12 protein-coding genes are annotated in these 19,535 nt (G+C 64.3%); 3 read left to right on the plus strand and 9 right to left on the minus strand.

Annotated features, from left to right (window positions below):
- Positions 1 to 559: 559 nt before the first annotated feature.
- The 3 genes from PJW05_RS18880 to PJW05_RS18890 form a co-directional block, all read right to left on the minus strand.
- Positions 560 to 10,759: a peroxidase family protein gene (locus PJW05_RS18880; protein WP_271408500.1), complete on the minus strand. Its 10,200-nt coding sequence runs from the start codon at positions 10,757 to 10,759 to the stop codon at positions 560 to 562.
- A gap of 671 nt (positions 10,760 to 11,430) precedes the next feature.
- Entirely contained in the window at positions 11,431 to 11,865 is a 435-nt protein-coding gene (locus PJW05_RS18885) for a hypothetical protein (RefSeq protein ID WP_271408501.1), read from the minus strand.
- Positions 11,865 to 12,941 carry a hypothetical protein gene (locus PJW05_RS18890; protein ID WP_271408502.1) on the minus strand — a complete coding sequence of 359 codons (1,077 nt, stop codon included), beginning with the start codon at positions 12,939 to 12,941 and terminating at the stop codon, positions 11,865 to 11,867. Before PJW05_RS18890 ends, PJW05_RS18885 begins: the two co-directional genes overlap by 1 nt.
- Before the next feature lie 235 nt (positions 12,942 to 13,176).
- Between PJW05_RS18890 and PJW05_RS18895 the strand changes: the two genes are divergently transcribed.
- Positions 13,177 to 13,356: a hypothetical protein gene (locus PJW05_RS18895; protein WP_271408503.1), complete on the plus strand. Its 180-nt coding sequence runs from the start codon at positions 13,177 to 13,179 to the stop codon at positions 13,354 to 13,356.
- 30 nt (positions 13,357 to 13,386) lie between these two features.
- Here the strand turns inward: PJW05_RS18895 and PJW05_RS18900 are convergent, their stop codons facing one another.
- Together PJW05_RS18900 and PJW05_RS18905 are read right to left on the minus strand one after the other, a co-directional pair.
- Entirely contained in the window at positions 13,387 to 13,860 is a 474-nt protein-coding gene (locus tag PJW05_RS18900; protein WP_271408504.1) for a hypothetical protein, read from the minus strand.
- Entirely contained in the window at positions 13,857 to 14,702 is an 846-nt protein-coding gene (locus PJW05_RS18905; protein ID WP_271408505.1) for a winged helix-turn-helix domain-containing protein, read from the minus strand. Before PJW05_RS18905 ends, PJW05_RS18900 begins: the two co-directional genes overlap by 4 nt.
- Positions 14,703 to 14,931: 229 nt before the next feature.
- Between PJW05_RS18905 and PJW05_RS18910 the strand changes: the two genes are divergently transcribed.
- Together PJW05_RS18910 and PJW05_RS18915 are read left to right on the plus strand one after the other, a co-directional pair.
- Positions 14,932 to 15,615 carry a DUF3313 domain-containing protein gene (locus tag PJW05_RS18910; protein WP_271408506.1) on the plus strand — a complete coding sequence of 228 codons (684 nt, stop codon included), beginning with the start codon at positions 14,932 to 14,934 and terminating at the stop codon, positions 15,613 to 15,615.
- A 44-nt stretch (positions 15,616 to 15,659) separates the two neighbouring features.
- Entirely contained in the window at positions 15,660 to 16,160 is a 501-nt protein-coding gene (locus tag PJW05_RS18915; RefSeq protein WP_271408507.1) for an outer membrane beta-barrel protein, read from the plus strand.
- A 154-nt stretch (positions 16,161 to 16,314) separates the two neighbouring features.
- Here the strand turns inward: PJW05_RS18915 and ppk2 are convergent, their stop codons facing one another.
- The 4 genes from ppk2 to PJW05_RS18935 all read right to left on the minus strand — a co-directional run bounded on the left by ppk2 (position 16,315) and on the right by PJW05_RS18935 (position 19,438).
- On the minus strand, positions 16,315 to 17,133 hold the full coding sequence (ppk2, locus tag PJW05_RS18920; RefSeq protein WP_271408508.1) for a polyphosphate kinase 2: 819 nt from the start codon (positions 17,131 to 17,133) through the stop codon (positions 16,315 to 16,317).
- A 176-nt stretch (positions 17,134 to 17,309) separates the two neighbouring features.
- Positions 17,310 to 18,269, minus strand: a complete 960-nt coding sequence (locus PJW05_RS18925; RefSeq protein WP_271408509.1) for an HlyD family secretion protein — start codon at positions 18,267 to 18,269, stop codon at positions 17,310 to 17,312.
- Between the two features lie 4 nt (positions 18,270 to 18,273).
- Positions 18,274 to 18,603, minus strand: a complete 330-nt coding sequence (locus PJW05_RS18930) for a DUF3302 domain-containing protein (RefSeq protein WP_271412258.1) — start codon at positions 18,601 to 18,603, stop codon at positions 18,274 to 18,276.
- A 181-nt stretch (positions 18,604 to 18,784) separates the two neighbouring features.
- Complete coding sequence (locus PJW05_RS18935) at positions 18,785 to 19,438, minus strand: DUF3313 domain-containing protein (RefSeq protein WP_271408510.1); 654 nt, start codon at positions 19,436 to 19,438, stop codon at positions 18,785 to 18,787.
- Positions 19,439 to 19,535: the final 97 nt, after the last annotated feature.

Below are 19,535 nucleotides of genomic sequence, written 5' to 3' on the forward strand. Positions count from 1 at the left end.
GTTGAATCGATGCTCATCACGGTGTTCTCCCTAGCACTCTTGTGTGGCAGGCGCTGCAGCTGCGTCCCTCAACGCGCTGCATGCCAAAAAACAGTCATGCTCGTACACACCCTGACTAAAGCCCTGGCCTCATGCGCTGTCAATAAAACGTCAGAACATATTACAAAATGTAAAATGACATTAAGTAATTGAAAACAAACAAATATTAATAAAATAACCAGACCCATCAGCTGTTCGATGTACGGTAGCTTTCCGCCTGCACGCCTGGCACGGCCTTGTCCGCATCCTTGAAAGCACCGTTCTAGAGCGGTTTAAGCCAGTTTCCCACTTATCAGCGGAATACCACCGTTGGCTCAAATGGGAATTCCGGGCAATTCACAGGCATCGTTCTTGCTTGTAAACGGCAGGTAGAAGGACGTCAGTGCCAGAAAGCCGACACCCTATCGAGACGGCTCGATAGTGACGAAACGGGATTCTTTCCGCACATATGCAAAAGGGGCGAAGCACCAAGTGCTCCGCCCCTTTTCCAACGACCGCGATGCGCTTGCGGGTGATCTCCTCAACCGACGAGAAAATCCGCCAGGGTCACAGTCGTCGCATCCGCCACGCCCACCAGGGTGATGCTGTTGGCACCAATGGTGACCAGGGTGTCCGCCCCCTGGGAGGTGATGCTGACGCTGGCCGCGAAGTTCGCCGCGGTGATGCCCAGGTCAGCGACGTGCAAGCGATCCTGGCCGCCAGCCGGATTGGCATCGAAGTCCAGGATGACGTCGTGTCCGAAACCGGGCCCGAACATGAAGATGTCGTTGCCCGCACCGCCACTCATGGTGTCGTTGCCGCCACCACCGACGAGAATGTCATTCCCGCCCAGGCCATTGAGGGTGTCATTGCCACTTCCCCCCAGTATCCGGTTGTCCAGGGTATTGCCCGTGCCACTGAAGGCTCCGCTGCCAATGAATACCAGGTTCTCTACGTTCGTCCCGAGACTGTAACTCGACAGCGTCGTGCGAACGACATCGGTACCCTCACCTATCGCCTCTGCCACGAAGTCCAGCGCGTTGTCCACGTAGTAGGTGTCGTTCCCGCTGCCGCCTATCATCGTGTCGGCACCGCCCCCTCCATTCATCACGTCGTCTCCACCCAGCCCGTGGAGAATGTCGTTCCCACCCAGGCCATTGAGGGTATCACTGGCGGTTCCGCCCACCAGCCGGTTCGCCAGGGCATTCCCCGTACCCGTGAACGCCGCCCCCCCCAGGTAGACCAGGATCTCGAAGTTGTTCCCCAGGGTATAGGTGGACAAAGTCGTGCGGACCATGTCGGTCCCCTCGCCCACGTTTTCGACCACCACATCCTGCGTGCTGTCCACATAGAAGATGTCGTCGCCCAAACCACCGTGCATGCGGTCAGCACCGGCGTTACCGTTGAGGACGTCATTGCCCCCTACACCGTACAGCACGTCGTTGCCATCTCCGCCGCTCAGGTTATCGTTCCCCGCGCCCCCCGCCAGCGTATTCGCCAGGCCGTTACCTACCCCGGTGAAGTTGCCGCTGCCGATATAGGCCAGGTCCTCGACGTTCGCCCCCAGGCTGTAGCTGGCAAGCGTCGTGCGGACCATGTCGCGCCCTTCTCCGGCCAACTCGCTCACCGAATCGAGGACGTTGTCGACATAGAAGATGTCGTTGCCGGGACCACCGAACATGCTGTCGGCTCCCGTGCCGCCGATCAGCACATCGTCGCCGGCACCGCCAATCAACACATCATCACCCGCCATACCACGCAGGGTGTCATTGCCATCCCCACCCACCATCATGTCCGCCCAGGGCGTGCCGACCAGGCTGCTGCCCCCCGGCGCCGCTATGAACAGGCCACCAGTCGGTTCCGTCGCAGCCGACGCCACGCTGTTGGAGAAGCCCTGGTCATCGATAAAGCTCGCCACCACCCGGAGAATTTGCCCCACCTGTCCCGCGCCTGGGGTGAAGTTCGCCCCCGTGGCCCCAACGACATTGGTCCAGGTCGCGCCACCGTTGCTGGAAGACTGCCACTGGAAGCTGAACACCGAAGTAGTCGTGCCATCCGGATCCGCAATGGTGCCGCGTGAGGCCGTCAGCACCTGACCCTGGGTCGGCGTGGTGTCGCTGATCGCCGGCGCGCCGGTCGGCGCATCGTTGACCTGGACTGCCGCCACCGGTGCCAGCGCGTTGGAGTAGACAGTCTCCAGAACACCATTGGCGTCTTTGTAGATGGCCATCACCCGCAGGACGAGCCCGGCCTGGTCGGCCGTGACACGGAAGTTTCGACCCGTGGCGCGTGCCACCTCGCCTGCCGCGAAGCCGGTGATGGTCTCGAAGATGCCACTACCGGCGTTGGTTTCCGCCTGCCAGTAGTAGGACACCGGCCCGGTAATGCGTCCGCCTGGGTTATCCGCATCGGTCACGCCGTCCAGGTTGGCACTCAGCAGAGTTCCGACTTCTGGAGTCGTGTCACTGACGCCGACGGTCCCTACCGGCCGTGCGTTGGTGCCGGAGATATCGATGACGCCATCGCTGAACTGCAACCGTTCGATGCTGGTCAGGCGATCGGTGCCGTCGCGGCCCGCCACCAGGTCCGTGATGATGATCGAGCCATCCGGGTTCACCGTCCAGTCGTACTCCGACGACAGTCCGCGATAGACCGCCGTGTCGATGGCCGCTGCACCCTGCAGGATTTCCCGCACGATCACCAATTGCCCGGGGTTGTACGTGCCGTTGAGCATCAGCTGGACCATGTCGGTCATGCTGTTGAAGCTGGCGATCTCGGGCCCTGAACCATCGCGGTTCTGGCGCACGCTAATGCGCACGTTCAGCCACTTGTCGCCATCAATCAGGTCGTCGCCGCCACGCCCCATGATGATGTCGCTGCCGGAACCACCCAGGATGATGTTGCCGCCATCGAAGAAGGTGACGCTGGCGCCGAGGAACTCTTGCAGACCGGCAATCAGACCGATGTTGGTCAGCACGCTCCCCTTGGCGCCCGCGGTGGGCAGGGTGGTGGAATCGGCGTCGTCGCCGAACAGCACATCCGCAAAGGCCGAACCCGACAGGCCTTCGACAAAATCGAAGCGAGCAAGGACCGAAGCCCCCGAACCCGGCATCAGCGGCTGGTCGAAGAAGCGGCCGCTGATATCCACGGTCACGCCACGCGGATCGTTCTTGAAGGACGCCCAGTCAAAGCCGGAAGCGCCGATGTAACGGTCGCCCATGCCGGCGCTGCCGACCATGATGTCGTCGCCGCCTTCACCGTTGAACTTGTCGTTCTCGCCGCTGCCGATGAACACGTCGTTCCCGGCGATGGGGTCGTTGCCGAACGGGTCGAAGTTGTCGCCGGGCGCGCCGTCGGAGGTGCCGAACTCGATCCAGTCGTCACCCTCGTTGCCCATGTCCTGCTCGTTGGCCTTGGACCCCAGGATGAAGTCGTTGCCTTGTCCACCGAAGGCTTCGCTGGCGTCTTCACCGGTGATGATGAAGTCCTGGCCGAAGCCACCGAGGATCAGGTTGACGCCGTTGCCGCCATGGATCACGTCGTTGCCGTTGTCACCCTTGATGTTGTCGTCGCCGCCCACGTCCGTGATGATGTCGTCGCCGTCTCCGCCGTTGATGAAGTCGTTGCCGTAGCCGCCATCCAGCCGGTCGTCGCCCGCGTCGCCGTAGAGGGTATCGTCGCCCTCGCTGGAGCGCAGGATGTCGTTGCCGGCGGTGCCGCCCAGCACCACATGGTCGGGGCCACGGTACAGCAGGTAGTTGCTGTCCGGTCCCACGGTCGCCGGGTTGTCCCGCACCACGAGCGGCAGCAACGGGTTGTCGCCCAATGGATCATCCCGCCCGGTAGCACCGAGGCCGGTGAACTGCAGGGTCTGGTCGACTTCCAGGGTATAGGCCGGGGTCAGGAAGACGAGGCCCGGCAGGTGGGTGGCGTGGGAGTTGGCCATGATCAACTTGGCGAACGAGTTCCCTTCCAGTTCGGCGTTGAAGTTCAGGCCGGCGGTGCGTTCCAGGTAGTAGAAGCGGTCGCCGTCCTGGAGTTTTTCCAACTGGTTCTCGAACACGAAGTTGAAAGTCGAGCCCAGCATGCCGCCGAAGGGGGTGATCTGCTCGGCCAGGCCGCCGATCCAGAAGTCCACCCGATTCAGGCCGGTTTCCACGCCGGCCCAACTGCCTCGGCTGTTGAGGAAGTCCAGGCGGTCGACCGGTGCACCGGGTCCTCCCAGGACGATCGCCGTGGCTGCCTCACGTTTGGCCACCAGGGTGGCCGCACTCACGATAGTGCTGTGCGTACCGTACGCCGCAATGAAGTTGATCAGCGATTCCGGGTGCTTGAGGTGCAGGACGAAGTCGGCCCAGCTGATATACGGCTTCAGGTTGCTGTCGCCGGTGGCCTGGTAGAACTGGGCCCGCGCATGGTTGAGTGAGGGGACGCCAGTGTCGCGTCCACGGGCGATGTTGATGGCCGCCAGGTCCAGCGGCAGGCCCACCAGGTTGTTGCGCAGGGCTTCGGTGACGAATTCGTCGATCTCGTTGCCCACCGTCCGGGTCACACCCCGGACGATGGCGCTGGTGGCATCCTCGGGCGTCACACCGCTGGCGGCGAACGCCAGGGGGTTGAGGAAGGCGGCGATCAGGCCGAGCTGCTGGTCATTGGTCGGATGGAGCGGGTCGGCCGTGACCGGATTGAAGTTGGCATCGAAACGATCCACCGTCTCGGTGAGCATCGAGTGGCCGAAGCGATACACCGTATGGGCGAACTCGGCCACGATCGAGGCGTCGATGTCGATGTCATAGACCTGGGTCGGTGCGAAGAACGGGTCGATATTCGGCTGGATGGTCCGGGCGAACTCCTCGAATACCAGGTGCTGGTACTGCATCTCGGTGCCGAACTTGGCTACCTGGAACAGGCGCTCGCCGTTCCATTGCAGGGCATCGATCTGGGCCTGGGTGGTGGGGAAGCTCGCGACCGGGGTCAGCAACCATTCGTTGATGAAGGCCAGGTCGTTGCTGGCCAGCACCGTCGACTTGGTCTGGGCCACCAGACGGTTGTGCTCGGAGTGGAAGATCGAATGCACGGCGGTCAGGCCGATGTTCTCGTTCACCCTTCCGTCGCCGGCGATGTAGTGGGCATCCAGCAGTTCGCCATCGTAGGTACCGGCCGGCTGGGCAATGCCGGCCTGACCATTGATCACGCCGTCGTTATCGCGCACCAGCCCTGGCCCAGCCGACGGATCGGCGGCGTGGGCGATGTCGATGAGGAACTGGTGCCCCGTGGTGACGGCACCGGTCAGGTTGATGGGTGCCAGGGGGTTGCCTTCGACCAGGATGTCGTCGGCAGTGCCCGCGATACCATCCGCACCAGGGAACACCACCTGCGGGAAGCCGTTCGGCCCCTTGATGAAATTGCCGTAGGCGTCAGTGGCGATCAGCGGAACATCGAACACATTGGCGTCGGTCAGGTTGATGCCAAGGACGTCCCTGGCCTGTGCCTTGACCACTGCCCAGGTGGCCATGCCGCCCATTGGGACATCATCGGCCGTGCCATAGATTCCGTCAGCGCCGAGATTGCGGTTGGTGATCAGCTCGCCGGTAGCCCTAGGGCCATCCGCGGTCTGCACGTAGGCACGCAGGAACACCTGGTGCGACGGGTGCGAGGTGTAGGTCTGGTTCTGGTCGACGAAGGGCGAGGTGGTGTTCTCGTTCACACCCGGCGCGCCGAACTGCGTTGCCCGGGTCAGGACCATGAAGTTGGTCGGGCTCCCCGGCACGAACAACGGGTCGTCCGGCTGCAGCGGAATGAACACATTGCCGTTGCCGCCCTTGGTCACCAGGTCCAGGCCATGGTCGAAGAACTGGCCGAAGAAGGTCATCCAGGCATTGAACGGCGCGGTCAGACCGGCATCCGGCATCTCGTTGGGGATGAAATTCACCTCCTGGTCGTCCGCCGTGCCGAATACGCCATCAAGGCCCGGGCTGACGACTACGGTGGAACCGTCCCGGGCCGCGGCAGCCGCCACGGCCGCCGGGTTGTTGTTGGTCTGATCGACGATCAGGTTGGAAATCGTCCGGGGATCGCTGTCGACCACGTTGGTGTTGGAGTTGTAGTTGGTGTTGGTGATACCCAGGAACGGCGCTTCATCCTGCTCGTCGGTGAACTCCGCGGGCAGCAGGCGCGGGAACAGGTTGTCCGCGGCACCGAACTGGCTCTGGTTGAAGCCGGAGTAATTGAGCAGGTTGTTGAACTCACCGGTCACGGTGCGCAGGCCGAGCGAGCTGCGCACGTTCGGCACCAGCGACAGGATGTCGGCACCCGCGGCCTGGGCCTCGGCGATACGGATCTGCGCCAGGATGAAGTCCAGGTCGCCACGCACCAGCTGTACGCCGGGGCCGCTCTGGGTGACGCCCGGCCCCGGGTCCACCAGCGGAGTGGGCGGCGGCGGGGTGAACGGATCGACGGCTGCTGTCGGCACCGAGAACACCTGCTCCACGACACCGTGGGCATCCTGGTAGACACCCCGGACCCGGAGCGACAGCCCGGCGAGATCCGGTGTAATGCGGAAGCGCACGCCGTTGGCGCTCTGGAAGGCCAGGTCGCCGGCCGGCGCCGCGATGATGTCCTCGAATACCCCCGTCCCCGGATTGCGTTCGACCTGCCAGACGTAGGTGATGTTGGTGACGACGCCACCCGGGTTATCGGCATCGCTGACACCCGCCGCGGAAACCGTGAGGAAATCCCCCACGGCGAGCGTGCCACCGTTGGTATCGGTGATGGTCGGTCGACCCACCGGTTCCGCGTTGAGCCCGGGTACCAGCACCTGGAAGCCATCGGCGAACTGCAGCCGCTCGATGTTGGTCAGGCGGTCGCTGCCGTCGCGGCCGGCCACCGAGTCGGTGACCGTGAAGGAGCCGTCGGCATTGGCGACCACCGAGTACTCGCTGGCCAGGCCACGGTAGCTGGCCGTGTCGAAAGCGGCGCCGCCGTTCAGCAGCTCGCGCACCGCCACCAGTTGGCCGGGGTTGTAGGTACGGTTCAGCATCAGCGGGATCAGGTCGACCATGCTGTCGAAGCTGGCGATCTCCGGTCCCGTGCCGTCGACATTGGCCCGCACGCTGATGCGCACGTTCAGCCACAGGTCACCGTCGATCAGGTCGTCACCGCCACGGCCCTCGATGATGTCGCTACCGCCACCACCGAGGATGATGTTGCCGCTACCGAACTGATCGTCAGCGGTGCCGACGATGCCATCGGCCCCGGCAGCGGCGCTGCCCAGGAACGCTCTCAAGCCGGTGATCAGATCCAGGTTGGTCAGGATATTGCCGGTGGCGGTCACCCCGGCCAGCGTGGCCGCATCGGCGTCGTTACCACGCAGGATATCGGCGAAGGCAGAACCGGACAGGCCTTCCACCTCGGCGAAACGGTCGAAGATCGAGGCCGGCGACTGCGCCACCGGGAGCGCGATGTGATCGCCCACCTCACCAATGCCGAGGAATGCCGCCAGGGCCAGGTCGGCGGTAACGCCGATCCGGTCGTTCTTGTAGGTCACCCAGTCGAAGCCGGACATGCCATCCATCTTGTCCTGGGCATCGCTGCCGACGAAGATGTCGTCCCCACCCTCCCCGATCATTTCATCGAAGCCACCGCCGCCGATGAAAATGTCGTTGCCGATGACGTTGTCCGCCAGCAACGGGGAGAAGTTGTCGCCCGGCGCGCCGTCCTGGGTACCCCACTCGATCCAGTCGTCGCCTTCGTTGCCGGTCGGCGGCAGGCTGGTCTTGGCGCTGTAGATGAAGTCGTCACCCTGGCCGCCGAAGGTGGTGGACATGTCTTCGATGGTGACGATGAAATCCTTGCCGTCACCGCCGAGGATGAGGTTGCCGCCACCGCCGGCCATCATGTTGCCGACCACGATCACGTCATTGCCGGCGCCGCCTTCCATGCGGTTGTCGCCTCCGGCATCGGTGAGGATGTCGTCGCCATCGCCCCCCATCACGGTGTCGTTGCCGTAGCCGCCTTCCAGCACATCGTTGCCGGCGTCGCCGTAGAGGGTGTCGTCGCCCTCGCTGGAAATGATGATGTCGTCACCCGGAGTACCGCCCAGTACGACATGGTCAGGGCCGGTATAGCGCAGGTAGTTGCTGTCCGGCCCGACGGTCTCGGGGTTGTCGCGGATCACCAGCGGAACGATTTCCACGCCATTGATCACGATGCCGCCGGTGGGATCGTCCCGCCCGCTTGCGCCCAGACCGGTGTGCTGGAGAGCCTGGTTGACTTCCAGGGTCCAGGTCGGGGTGGAGAAGATCGCGTTGGGCAGGTGAATCACATCGGTGTGGAGCATCACCAGCTTGGCGAAGGAGTTGTTCTCCAGCTCGGTGCCGAAGTTCAACCCGGCGGTACGCGACAGGTAGTAGAAGCGGTCACCGTTCTGCAGGGCCTCCAACTGGGTCTCGAAGACGAAGTTGAAGGTCGAACCGAGCATCCCGCCGAACGGCATCTTCTCTTCCGCCAGACCGCCGATCCAGAAGTCCACGCTGTCCAGGCCGGTAATGGTGACGCCGTTCGGGCCACTGGCCCAGGCCCCCGTACTGTGCAGGAAGTCCAGCCGATCCGCGGGCGCACCGGCGCCGCCCAGCACCAGCAGGGTCGCGGCGGCGCGCTTGGCGTCCAGCGTGGTGGCGCTGGTGATGCTGGAGTGGGTGCCGTAGGCGGCGATGAAGTTGATCAGCGACTCCGGGTGCTTGATGTGATCGAGGAAATCCACCCAACTGATGTAAGGGGTCAACTGCTCGTCGCCGGTCATGCGGTAGAACTCGCGGCGCGCGGCATTGAGGGACGGTACGCCGGTATCGCGACCACGGGCGATGTTGATGGCCGCCAGGTCCAGCGGCAGGCCCACCAGGTTGTTGCGCAGTGCCTCGGTAACGAACTCGTCGATCTCGTTGCCGACGGTGCGGGTCACGCCCCGGACGATGGCACCCGCGGCCTGCTCCGCCGTCGGTCCGCTGGCGGCAAAGGCCAGGGGGTTGAGGAAGGCCGCGATCAGACCGATCTGCTGGTCGTTGGTCGGATGCAGCGGGTCCGCCGTCACCGGATTGAAGCTGGCATCGAAGCGGTCGATCGTCTCGGTGAGCATCGAGTGGCCGAAGCGGTAAACCGTATGGGCGAACTCGGCGACGATCGAAGCATCGATGGTGGTGTCGTAGCCGTTGGGCGCCAGGAACTCGTCGACCTGCGGCTGGATGGTGCGCGCGAACTCCTCGAACACTATGTGCTGGTACTGCATTTCGGTGCCGAACTTGGCGGCCTGGAACAGGCGCTCGCCGTTCCAGTTCAGGGTCGAGGTGTCGGCGGGAATGGAGACGACCGGCGTCAGCAACCACTGGTTGAGGACCGCAACGTCGCCGGAAGCCAGCAGCGTTGCCTTGGTCTGCTCGACCAGGCGGTTGTGCTCGGAATGGAACACATGGTGCACGGTGGTCAGGCCGATGTTCTCGTTGACCCGGCCATCACCGGCAATGTAATGGGCGTCCAGCAGTTCGCCATCGTAGGTGCCGGCGGGCTGCGCACCGCCGATCACGCCGTTGTTGTCGCGCACCAGCCCGGCCGCGGCCGAGGGGTCGGCACTGTGAGCGATATCGATGAGGAACTGGTGACCGGTGCCGACGGCGTTGGTCAAGTCGATCGGCGCCAGCGGATTGCCTTCCACCAGGAAATCGTCGGCCGTTCCGGCCAGGCCATCGGCGCCCTTCATCACCACCTGTGGGAAGCCGTTCGGCCCCTTGATGAAGTTGCCGTAGGCATCGGTGGCCAGCAGCGGCACGTCGAATACATTGGCATCGGTCAGGTTGATCCCGAGGATATCGCGGGCCTGCGCCTTGACCACCGCCCAGGTGGCCATGCCGCCGAGCTCGGCATCGTCGGCAGTGCCGAACCGGCCATCGACGCCCAGGTCACGATTGGTGATCAGCTTGCCCGTGGCATGGGGTTGCCCGTCAGCGCCAATCGCGTAGGCCCGCAGGAACACCTGATGCGACGGGTGCGAGCTGTAGGTCTGGTTCTGGTCAACGAAGGGCGACGTGGTGTTCTCGTTCGCTCCGGGTATGCCGCCGGCCTGGGTCGCACGGGTCAGGACCATGAAATTGGTCGGGCTCCCCGGCACGAACAGCGGATCATCCGGTTGCAGCGGAATGAACACGATACTGTTGCCACCCTTGGTCACCAGGTCCAGGCCATGGTCGAAGAACTGCCCGAAGAAGGTCATCCAGGCGTTGAACGGGGCGGACAGCCCCCCATCAGGCGCGACATTCGGGATGAACAGGGTCTGCACGTCGTCCGCGGTGCCGAACAGCCCGTCCAGGCCAGGGCTGGTCACGGTGGCCGAGCCGGGCGTCTGGTCGGCGGCGGCCTGGGCAGCGGCGTTGCCGGCGGTCTGGTCGACGATCAGGTTGCTGATGACCCTCGGCTGCGAATCGATCACCATGCCCGTGCTCTGGCTGTACGAGGTTCCGGACTCCGCAGTGCGAAACGCCGGAGGCAGCAGGCGTGGGAAGAGGTTGTCCGAAGCACCGAACTCGGTCTGCCCGGCGAACAGATTGTTGAAGGCCCCGTCGATGGTGCGCAGGCCCCAGGGCACCTGGACGTTGGGCAACAAATCGCGGATGTCCTGGCCGGATGCCTGAGCTTCAGAGATGAAAATCTGCTGGAGGATGAAATCCAGGTCCGCGAGGTTGAAATTGGCCATTTGCTGATTCCTCAATTCCGACTGCGTAAGGGCGTGCGCCATGGCAGCAAGGACAGGGCTCCACGCTTTCGACTTGACTTCGGGATTTGGGGGACTAGATGACGCCTACCTCGAAGCGACGCTGGTGCCAGCGCGATTCATGCTCTTCAGCAGGAGGTTCTATCCCTGACGATGCCGGCGCAGGGTGGCCGACACCGGGGGCTCATGGCCCCGGTGGACCGTGGAATTCGGAAAGGTGCAAGGAGATGGGCGGAATCGCCCCGGGGAATGGTGTGCGTGAAGCAGTGCTCATGACGTTCTCCCTAGCTCTTATTGTTTCCCGGCTAAGGCTGCAGCGCCCTCACGATGCAGTCGCCCGCTTGCGAAACAATTTCTTACACCCCTGACTAAAGATTCGGCCAAAAACACTGTCAAGCAACCGTCCACGAGGCATTTACCAGCCAAACATTAAACGTAAGGTATTGTTTTATATGAATTTAACACTGAAATATGTACTTACAAAAATGCGAATGCGTGGCACTTCACTGCCGCCACACCCCATTCGCAGAGCACGCACCATGCGCTGTAAAGCCCGTTCTAGAGCCTTCATGGAGACTGACTCCCGTTAATCCGCTGTTTGCCACCGCCCGGAGATCATCGCCCCTGACTTGCCATAACATCGATTTTGTGAGTCAAAAAATCCTCCTTCTGCCGGATCCGTCCACGGAAACGGTCAGCAGCTCGGAGGCCGGGCACGCCTCCCTGCCCGGCGGCGAATCGTCGGTGGCACTGAGCGGGCCGTCCTCGGCATCCAGCCCGACAAGGCCCAACACCCGGTAACAGTCGACACCCGCCTCGAGCGGGATGGCGAACAGCCGCACCGTTTCCTCCAGCCTGAAGCGATGCACCGCTTCGCCGATGGCCACGCCGTCGCGATAGGCCTCCAGGTAGAGCTCGACGGCCACCGCCGCGCCTGCCTCGTCGCGGCTCAGCACGCCGACCAGGCTGTCCTCGTCGTCGATCACCTGCAGCCAGTGGCCGCGCAGATGCACCTCCGCCGCCTGCAGCGGCGCGGCCCAGGCCAGCGCAAGCAGGCAAGCGGCGGCCAACCGGCCCGGGGCGTTCATCAGCGGCTGCTCAACCGTGCATGACTTCCCGGCGCGGGCAGACCGAGCCAGTCCTGCCAGCGCGGCAGGTCGGCGCTCGCCTTCTCGAACAATGCCCTGGCCTCCAGTTGCTCCAGCGAACCCACGCATTCCTCCAGGGACGTGTCCTCGCGCAGGCAAGGATTGCCCGGCGGCAGCTGGGTGCCGGCCAGGTAGGAGAGCAGGAAGTAGGTCGCCGCATCGTCGCTGGGGAAGATGTGCCTGCCGCCGGTACTCAGCCAGCCGCGCAGAACCTTGGCGAGATTGTCGGCGTAGGTCCGGGCGTCGGACGTGAAGTCGACCTGGGTGCAGTCCTCCAGGTAGAGGTTGCTGGCGCTGTCGTCAGTGACCTTGCCGTAGAGGGTGCAGTAGAGGTCCACGTACTTCCCTTCCACCACCGGCTCGGCGTACTTGCGCGGGTCGCTGTGGAGCTCCGCCTGCACGTTGAACAGTTCGTTGGCGCCGGGAAGCTCCAGGATCACGTCATTGGCGTAGTCCACCCGTACCGCGAGGACCTCGCCGGTGACGATGAGTTTGCGGCCCTTGAGATCGCGGTCGTCGGCCGCCACGCTTCCCTCGTAGAGCCGCGCCAGTTTCGAGCTGGGCATGCGCTCCACCGGGCTGACCATCGACAGCGCGTTCAGCGCCGACTTCCCGCCGTTCAGGGCGACCAGGTAGTCCTGCTCCATGAGGTGGCGGAAGAAGTTCAGGGCCCCAGGGTCCACGGCCGGGTGGTCTTCGTCTTGCCGGGAGGACTGGGCCAGTTCCTCGCTGAAGAAGCGCAATGGGGTGGGCACCTGGCCGGGACCTTGCGCGCGGGTGGCGACGTGCAGGCCGAGCAGGAACAGTGGTACCGCGAGAATAGCCACGGCGACGCCGCTGCCGGCCTTGCCGGTGAGGCTTTCGATTGCCCGCCAGCACGCCGGGCACAGCCAGATCGCACCGGAAAGCATCAGCAAGCCGCCAATGAGGGACTGGCTCATGACCCCGAAGGACAGCGCCACCAGGACCGAACAGACGATCCAGCAGATCAGCCGGATGACAGACACGAATTTCATTCAACGCCCCTTCTCGTAGCAAGACTGGCCCCGTGGCTCCGGGACAGTCGGATTCTTGAAAAGGGGATGCGGAAATGAAAATCACCAATCCTTATTTCACATCAGTCCCAAGGACCCGCTCCGGCCGGCCGGAGCAGGTCTGTCAGGTACCAGCGGCAATGAGCACTTTTGATTCGCATCAGCACGCGAGCGGTTTCGACAATTGGCCCCCAGACAAACCACTGGAGTGTTCGAAATGCTGGTTCTGAGTCGCAACGTCGGGGAAAGCCTGGTCATCCAACGCACCCCGGATACCCTCACCCGCATCAAGGTGATTCGCACGGAACGGCCCAGCGTGGTCCTCAGCGTGGAGACGCTCGGCCTCGACGGCCGGCTCCGGGAACGGCACGAGATCCACCTGCGGGACAGCGCCTGAAGGTCGCCCATTCCATGCTCCGGGGTGGGCTCACCGGTTCAGGCAGCGGACGCTGTCGATTTCCCGGGCGTAGTAGCAGATCACATTGGCCTGGGGCACCGGCAGGAACTCCAGGCGCAGCATCGCTCCGGTGGCCAGGCCGTACTGGCGGTTGAAGAGGACGTCCGGGACCTCCCGCAGCCGCTCGAGCGGCCGGCTGCGGCTGGTCCGGGCCTGCAGCAGTCGGGCCTCGACATGGCGTGGGCCGGTCGCCACCACCTGCGCATCCAGGGCGCCGTAGTTGACGTCCGCCCCGGCTCGCTCCATGGCGGCAAGGCTGAGCACGTCGCCGATGATCAGCCGCTCTTCGGAACGCAGCTGGACGCCATCGTTGAGCACGATGGTATTGGTGCCGTGATAGGAAACGCCCCGGGTATAGGCCGGGTCGTCGTACAGCAGGCCAGCCAGCGCCAGCAGGGCCAGGCCGCCGAGCATGAACCCGTGCTTGAAGGATCGGAGACTCATGGGCGGCCCCCCAGGCAGCGGCGAAGCATCGCCAGTGGTGCATTGGCCATGGGGTTGTCCTCGAGGAAGATCAGGTTTTCCGTCACACCGTCGCTGCGCACGCAGCTGAGGTCGTAGAGCCGGTTCGAGCGATTGACCCAGACGTGTCCGGCCAGGCCCTCCTCGCGCGCCTCCAGGGCCGCCTTGAAGAAGGCGCGGCTGCGCGCGTTCTCCTCCGCGCTGTCGCCGACGAAATGGTAGGTCAGCGGCCCCACCGTCAGGTCCTCCACCACCAGCCCCGAATCGGCGCCGAGCAACGGCCCCAGGCGGTACAGCGCCACCAGGGCCAGCAGGCCGAACATCAGGCCGTAGGCCAGCGGCAGCCGTTTCGGCGAGCGGAGCCAGGCGGCCAGGGGCCGCCGTCCCGCGTCGGGCGGTTCGCTCGGCGCGGACGGTTCCTGCGCACCGGCGTCCACCTCCGGCGCCTGCTCGACCGCTGGCTCCGCCTTAGCGGCGGAGGCGTCCGCCAGGAACTGCGCATTGAAGCGATAGCCGCGCCGCGGGATGGTCTGCAGCACGTCATGATCGGTGCCGTCATCGATCAGGTTGCGCAAGGTGAATATCGCCTGGTTGAGACTGCCGGCCGCGACGACACGATTGTCCCAGGCGTATTCCATTATTTCGTTGCGGCTGCGGGTTTCCCCCGGACTGTCCAGGAGCAGTTGCAATAGCCGCGACTCCGAATAGGACAGGGTCACCATGCGCGGCTCCCCCAGGTTCGGGCTTATATGCAGCTGATTGGTGGCGGCATCGAAGGAAGCCTGGCCGCCGCGCTTCAGGGAGAACGAGAACTGACTTTTCATGAAAACGTGCTGAGGTTGCTGATTTCAATTGCCGCGAAAGGGGAACCGAATTCTCCCCCACCTGGATTTCCAGCGGCACACGCGCCGGCATAAATAACCATTTTTGATTCTTGTTTTCTCCGTCCCAGGCCCAGAGTACAGCAGCGTCGGACCGGCCTTTCCAGCCAGGCGCTGCGCGCCCTGCGCGGTGACGAGGCGTCCGCCCGATGGGACTTCAACAGGAATCCACATGCCAATCAGAGAACTCTCCCTACTTTCACTTTCAATGGCCCTGTTCGGCTGTTCGATGGCACCCACCGTCGCGACTTCCGACGGTTACGCAAAGTCGTCCGCGACGCCGATGCAGGTCATCGAAAGAGAGCCGGGCACCATTGCCTGGAAAACCTCTCTCACGCCACTTTCCAGTGGCCATGACAAGGCCGTTTTCATCGACCTGCCCGCGCCCCTGCCCATGGACAAGGGCGACTCGGCGATCAGCCTGTCCGACGCCGATGCCGCCCAACTGCTCGTACACCTCCGTGGCCAGCTCGAACGCCAGCTGACCACCAGCGGCTACCGCCTGGTGACGCGCCCGACGCCGGGTGCGCTGTCGCTTCGCGTCTCGATCAACGACCTGCAGCGGACACCCCGCGACCCCAGCGTCATGGAGTACATCCCCATCGGCTTCCTGGTCGGCCTCTCCCTGCACGCCACCGGCATTCGCGACGAAACCCTCTACGTGTTCTTCGAGAGCGAGGTCACCGATGGCCTGACCGGCGAACCCCTCGGCCGCGCCGTCGACCGCGCCAGCGGCAGGAACCTCGAGCAATCCGCCCAGCCCGTGGTCGAGGACATCTATCCCGCCATGGACAGCGCGGCGCAGCGGATTCGCGAACGCCTGGACCGGGAGTTCCAGCCGAGCGGATCGGCCTGACCCCAGCCTTCCCCACACCTCCAACACACCATGCAGGAACACTGATGAGATTCAGCAAGCAGCTCGCAGCCGCCCTCTTCGCCCTCAGCACCTTCAGCGCCGTCGCGGATGACCGCGGCCTCTATCTGGGCGGCGGCGTGACCCGGGTGGAAACCGACGAGCACAGCCTCAGCGACGACGACAACAGCTACAAGGCCTACGTCGGCTACCGTCTCAACCCTTACCTGGCGCTGGAAGGCGCCTGGGTAGACCTGGGCAGGTTCGACGGCGAACGCGGCGATTTCGAAGGCCACTCCGTCCAGGCCGCCGTGCATCTCGGCGTGCCGGTAGGCGACCGTCTGCGCCTGTTCGCCAGCGGTGGCGTACATGCCTGGGACGCCGACGCGGATATCGTCGGCGACAGCAACGACATGGACCTGACCTACGGCCTGGGCATCGAGCTGGATGTATTCCGCAACCTCGGCGTGCGCCTGGAACAGGAAGTGCTGAAGGTCGGCGACATCGAGCTGGACCAGACCAGCGCCAGCGCCTACCTGCTGTTCTAACCCCCTTCGCGGCTCCTGCCCCGGCAGCGAGCCGCCCTCCTTCCCCCGCTTCATCCCAATGCGCCTCCAACCGGCACCGCAGGACAAGTAAGATCGTAGCCCGGGTGCAATCCGGGCTACCGACTCGACAATCGTCACCGGCGGAACCGCTGACTCAGTACGGCTCGGCGATATGCCGGAAGGGATAGTCGGGGGACTGGTACACACCCAGTTTGCCGCGCTCCGGCAGTTCCACTTCCCGCTCATCCGGCACGTCCTGGTAGGGAATCTGGTCGAGAATGTGGCGGATGACGTTGAGGCGAACCCGACGCTTGTCCTCGGAGCGAGCGACATACCACGGCGCCCAGGAGGTGTCGGTGGCGACGAACATTTCGTCCCGCGCGCGGGTGTAGTCGTCCCAGTGGTTGAAGGACTTGATGTCCATCGGCGACAGTTTCCAGGTCTTGCGGCCGTCGTGGATGCGGTCCTCGAGCCGGCGCTGCTGCTCTTCCGGCCCGACTTCCAGCCAGTACTTCAGGAGGATGATTCCCGACTCCACCACCGCGCGCTCGAACAGCGGCGTGAAGGCAAAGAACTTCTGCACCTCCTTTTCGCTGCAAAAGCCCATGACGCGCTCGACACCCGCCCGGTTGTACCAGCTGCGATCGAAGATCACGACTTCGCCGCCCGCCGGGAACTGACTGATGTAGCGCTGCACGTACATCTGCGAGCGTTCCCGCTCGGTCGGCGTCGGCAGCGCGACGGTGCGGAAGATGCGAGAGCTGGTGCGTTCGCTGAGGGCCTTGATCACGCCGCCCTTGCCGGCGCCATCCCGTCCCTCGAAGACGATGCAGACCTTCATGCCCTGCTGCACCACCCAGCGCTGCAGCCTCACCAGTTCGACGTGTAGCTTCTTCAACTCTGCCTCGTAGGCCTTGCGGCGCATCCTGGGCAGAGCGCCCGCGTTCTCGGAGTTGTCGGATTTTCCGGTCATGTTTCCCTCTCTACTCCAGACAGGCGGATCGCCCATCAGGGCGTCCGCCGATGTGTCCGGATACGCTCGGATACCTCCTGTGACCGTCCCGCATCCGGCGTGGCGGGCACCGCGCCCGCCAATCCGCGAAGCCGATGGCGGCGTGCTGCGCGCCCTGTGCCACCGGGTCCCCTGACTCAATGGAAGGGGAAGATGTAGTTCATCCAGGCCGCCATGCGCAGGAGGATCTTGCGCATGATCGCCACATGGTGGAAATGCTCGCTGTAGAGCGCCGCCTGGCCATAGGCACCACCGGGCATCAGGGCGGCGTAACGCTCGTAGTCGGGGTCGGTGATCTCGATGATCACCGGCACCCGCCCCGGCGGCGGCGAGCCGCTGAAGCTCAGCAGGTTGCCGGACGGCTGCACCTGACCTTCGCCGATCACGCCGATCACCTGCTTCACCGTGCCCTTGAACACCTGGCCGGGAATCCCGTCGAAGGCCACTTCCGCCTCGTCGCCGGGCGTCAGGCGCAACTGGCTGTTCTGCCGCATCCAGGCCGCGAAGTAATGCCCCTCGGCAGGGATGAACACCATGGAAGGCCGCATCGGCATACGCGTGGCCATCATCCCCGGACGCAACGACACATGGGTGACGAAGCCTTTGCTCGGAGCACGCACCACGGTGTTGTCCAGCTCGAACCGGGCGATGTTCAACTGCGCCTGCAGGTCGTCCACCCGCGCGGTGGTGAGGTCCACGTCGCGGCGGTTACCAACATTGCGCGCGGCCAGTTCGCGGGCGCGGGCCTGGTCGGCGCGGGCCGACACCAGTTGCGCCTGGATCGACTTCAGCCTGTTCTCGAAGGGTGTCGGGTCGATGCGGAACAGCACGTCGCCCTTTTCCAGCGGCTGGTTGGTCTTCACCGGCACCTCCACCACCTGGCCGCTGACGGTGGGAATCACCGGCGTCGACACGAAGTAGCTGCGCGCCACTTCCGAGTAGGGGTGGTTGTAGTTCATCAGGAAGATCAACGTACCGATCAGGATCACGCCGCCGAGCACCGCGGTGGGCACGCTCCACTTGTTCAGCGGGATCTTGAAGAGCTTGAAGACGGCGACGCAGATGGCCGTGTAGGTGAGAATCAGCAACAGGTCCATGTCTTCAGGCCTCCTCCGCCTGGCCGGCAGGGCGCCGACCTTCCAGGCGCTGCAGGCGGGCTTGCAGGTCGGCCAGTTGCCGCTCCAGGTCGACCTTCGGGGCACCGAAGCCCCAGCCCCGGTCCTCGCGATACAACATCGCCCAGATCCACAGGAACGGCCAGATGGCGTGGAGGGTGAACAGGCTCACCCAGCCGGCGGCATGGATGGCGTCCTGGTGAGGGTGGTTGCGCTGCCGGGCGATCTCGTAGGGGATGTCGTGAATCACGATGATCCCGTAGAACAGTACGATCACGACGAAGAACAGCAGGCCTAGGGCGAAGTAATCGAGAATCCCGTCACTGAGCATGTCATTACCTGTTTGGCAGGGGGGACCGCGTGGGGGCCGGCGGTGCGGCGCCGTCGCCATTGCGGAATCACGGCCGCTCCGCGGCGCAGCCCGGTTTCGGCACGCACGGAGGCGAACCGGCGGAGCGCCGGTTCCGGCCTTGGAGGGTTGATCGGCAGGCGGCCCGTCAGGGCCTGAAGTCGCGCGCGTCCCGCGCCCAGTCATCGAGCACCGGCTTGAGATCGTCGAGGACCAGCGGCGTCTTGCGGTTTTCCAGGCTCAGTCCCTGGCCCTTGCGCACCATGCGCACCACCGGCTGGCCGCTGGCGGCGTCCACCGCCTCCAGTTCGGCATAGAGGGTCACCTCCTGGTCGCGCGTTCCCGCGGCCGTGGTCGCGGCGGCGGCCAGCAGGGCGATCGGGATGACCTCGTAGGCCTTCAGGTGCTCGGTCGATACCGCGACCGCCGAAATGGACGGGCGCAGCACCAGGGTATCCGCCTCAGGCGTCCCCACCAGACGCAGTTGGCCCACCAGTTCCCGCTGCAGGGCCAGGCGCATGTAGGTGGCGATCTGGTCGAGGGTCTGCTGGCTCATCCGGTCGCTGGGGGCCTGCTCGGGATGGAAGACCGGTTTCTCCACCAGGAGCGAACCATAGCGACGCGGGTCGAAGTCCGGCGCCGTCCAGCGCAGCACGGGCTCGCCGCTGGCGGACAGGGTTTCCTCGAGCTGCGAGTAATCCCTCAGAAATCCCGAATACTGCTCAGGCTGGGTCACCTGGCTGGAACAGCCGGTGCCGAGCAGAACCAGGCCTGCCAGCGCAAATCCGAAAAGCGGTTTCATACGAAAACTCCACGACTGTCGGGGTGAACCCTGCCGGTTCTTCCCCCCCTTTTTGACTGGCGGAAAGCCTAGGCGCCGATGCCCCAAACGAGTTCGC

Source organism: Pseudomonas sp. Q1-7 (genome assembly GCF_028010285.1).
Classification (GTDB): Bacteria; Pseudomonadota; Gammaproteobacteria; order Pseudomonadales; family Pseudomonadaceae; genus Metapseudomonas.

What these genes read in the sequence shown, in the direction of transcription:
- PJW05_RS18890 (WP_271408502.1), bottom strand. Translation starts at nt 12,941, where the DNA reads ATGAAATTCGTGTCTGTCATCCGGCTGATCTGCTGGATCGTCTGTTCG.
- PJW05_RS18905 (WP_271408505.1), bottom strand. Translation starts at nt 14,702, where the DNA reads ATGAAAAGTCAGTTCTCGTTCTCCCTGAAGCGCGGCGGCCAGGCTTCC.
- PJW05_RS18935 (WP_271408510.1), bottom strand. Translation starts at nt 19,438, where the DNA reads ATGAAACCGCTTTTCGGATTTGCGCTGGCAGGCCTGGTTCTGCTCGGC.
- PJW05_RS18880 (WP_271408500.1), bottom strand. Translation starts at nt 10,759, where the DNA reads ATGGCCAATTTCAACCTCGCGGACCTGGATTTCATCCTCCAGCAGATT.
- PJW05_RS18900 (WP_271408504.1), bottom strand. Translation starts at nt 13,860, where the DNA reads ATGAGTCTCCGATCCTTCAAGCACGGGTTCATGCTCGGCGGCCTGGCC.
- PJW05_RS18885 (WP_271408501.1), bottom strand. Translation starts at nt 11,865, where the DNA reads ATGAACGCCCCGGGCCGGTTGGCCGCCGCTTGCCTGCTTGCGCTGGCC.
- PJW05_RS18925 (WP_271408509.1), bottom strand. Translation starts at nt 18,269, where the DNA reads ATGGACCTGTTGCTGATTCTCACCTACACGGCCATCTGCGTCGCCGTC.
- PJW05_RS18895 (WP_271408503.1), top strand. Translation starts at nt 13,177, where the DNA reads ATGCTGGTTCTGAGTCGCAACGTCGGGGAAAGCCTGGTCATCCAACGC.
- PJW05_RS18915 (WP_271408507.1), top strand. Translation starts at nt 15,660, where the DNA reads ATGAGATTCAGCAAGCAGCTCGCAGCCGCCCTCTTCGCCCTCAGCACC.
- ppk2 (WP_271408508.1), bottom strand. Translation starts at nt 17,133, where the DNA reads ATGACCGGAAAATCCGACAACTCCGAGAACGCGGGCGCTCTGCCCAGG.
- PJW05_RS18910 (WP_271408506.1), top strand. Translation starts at nt 14,932, where the DNA reads ATGCCAATCAGAGAACTCTCCCTACTTTCACTTTCAATGGCCCTGTTC.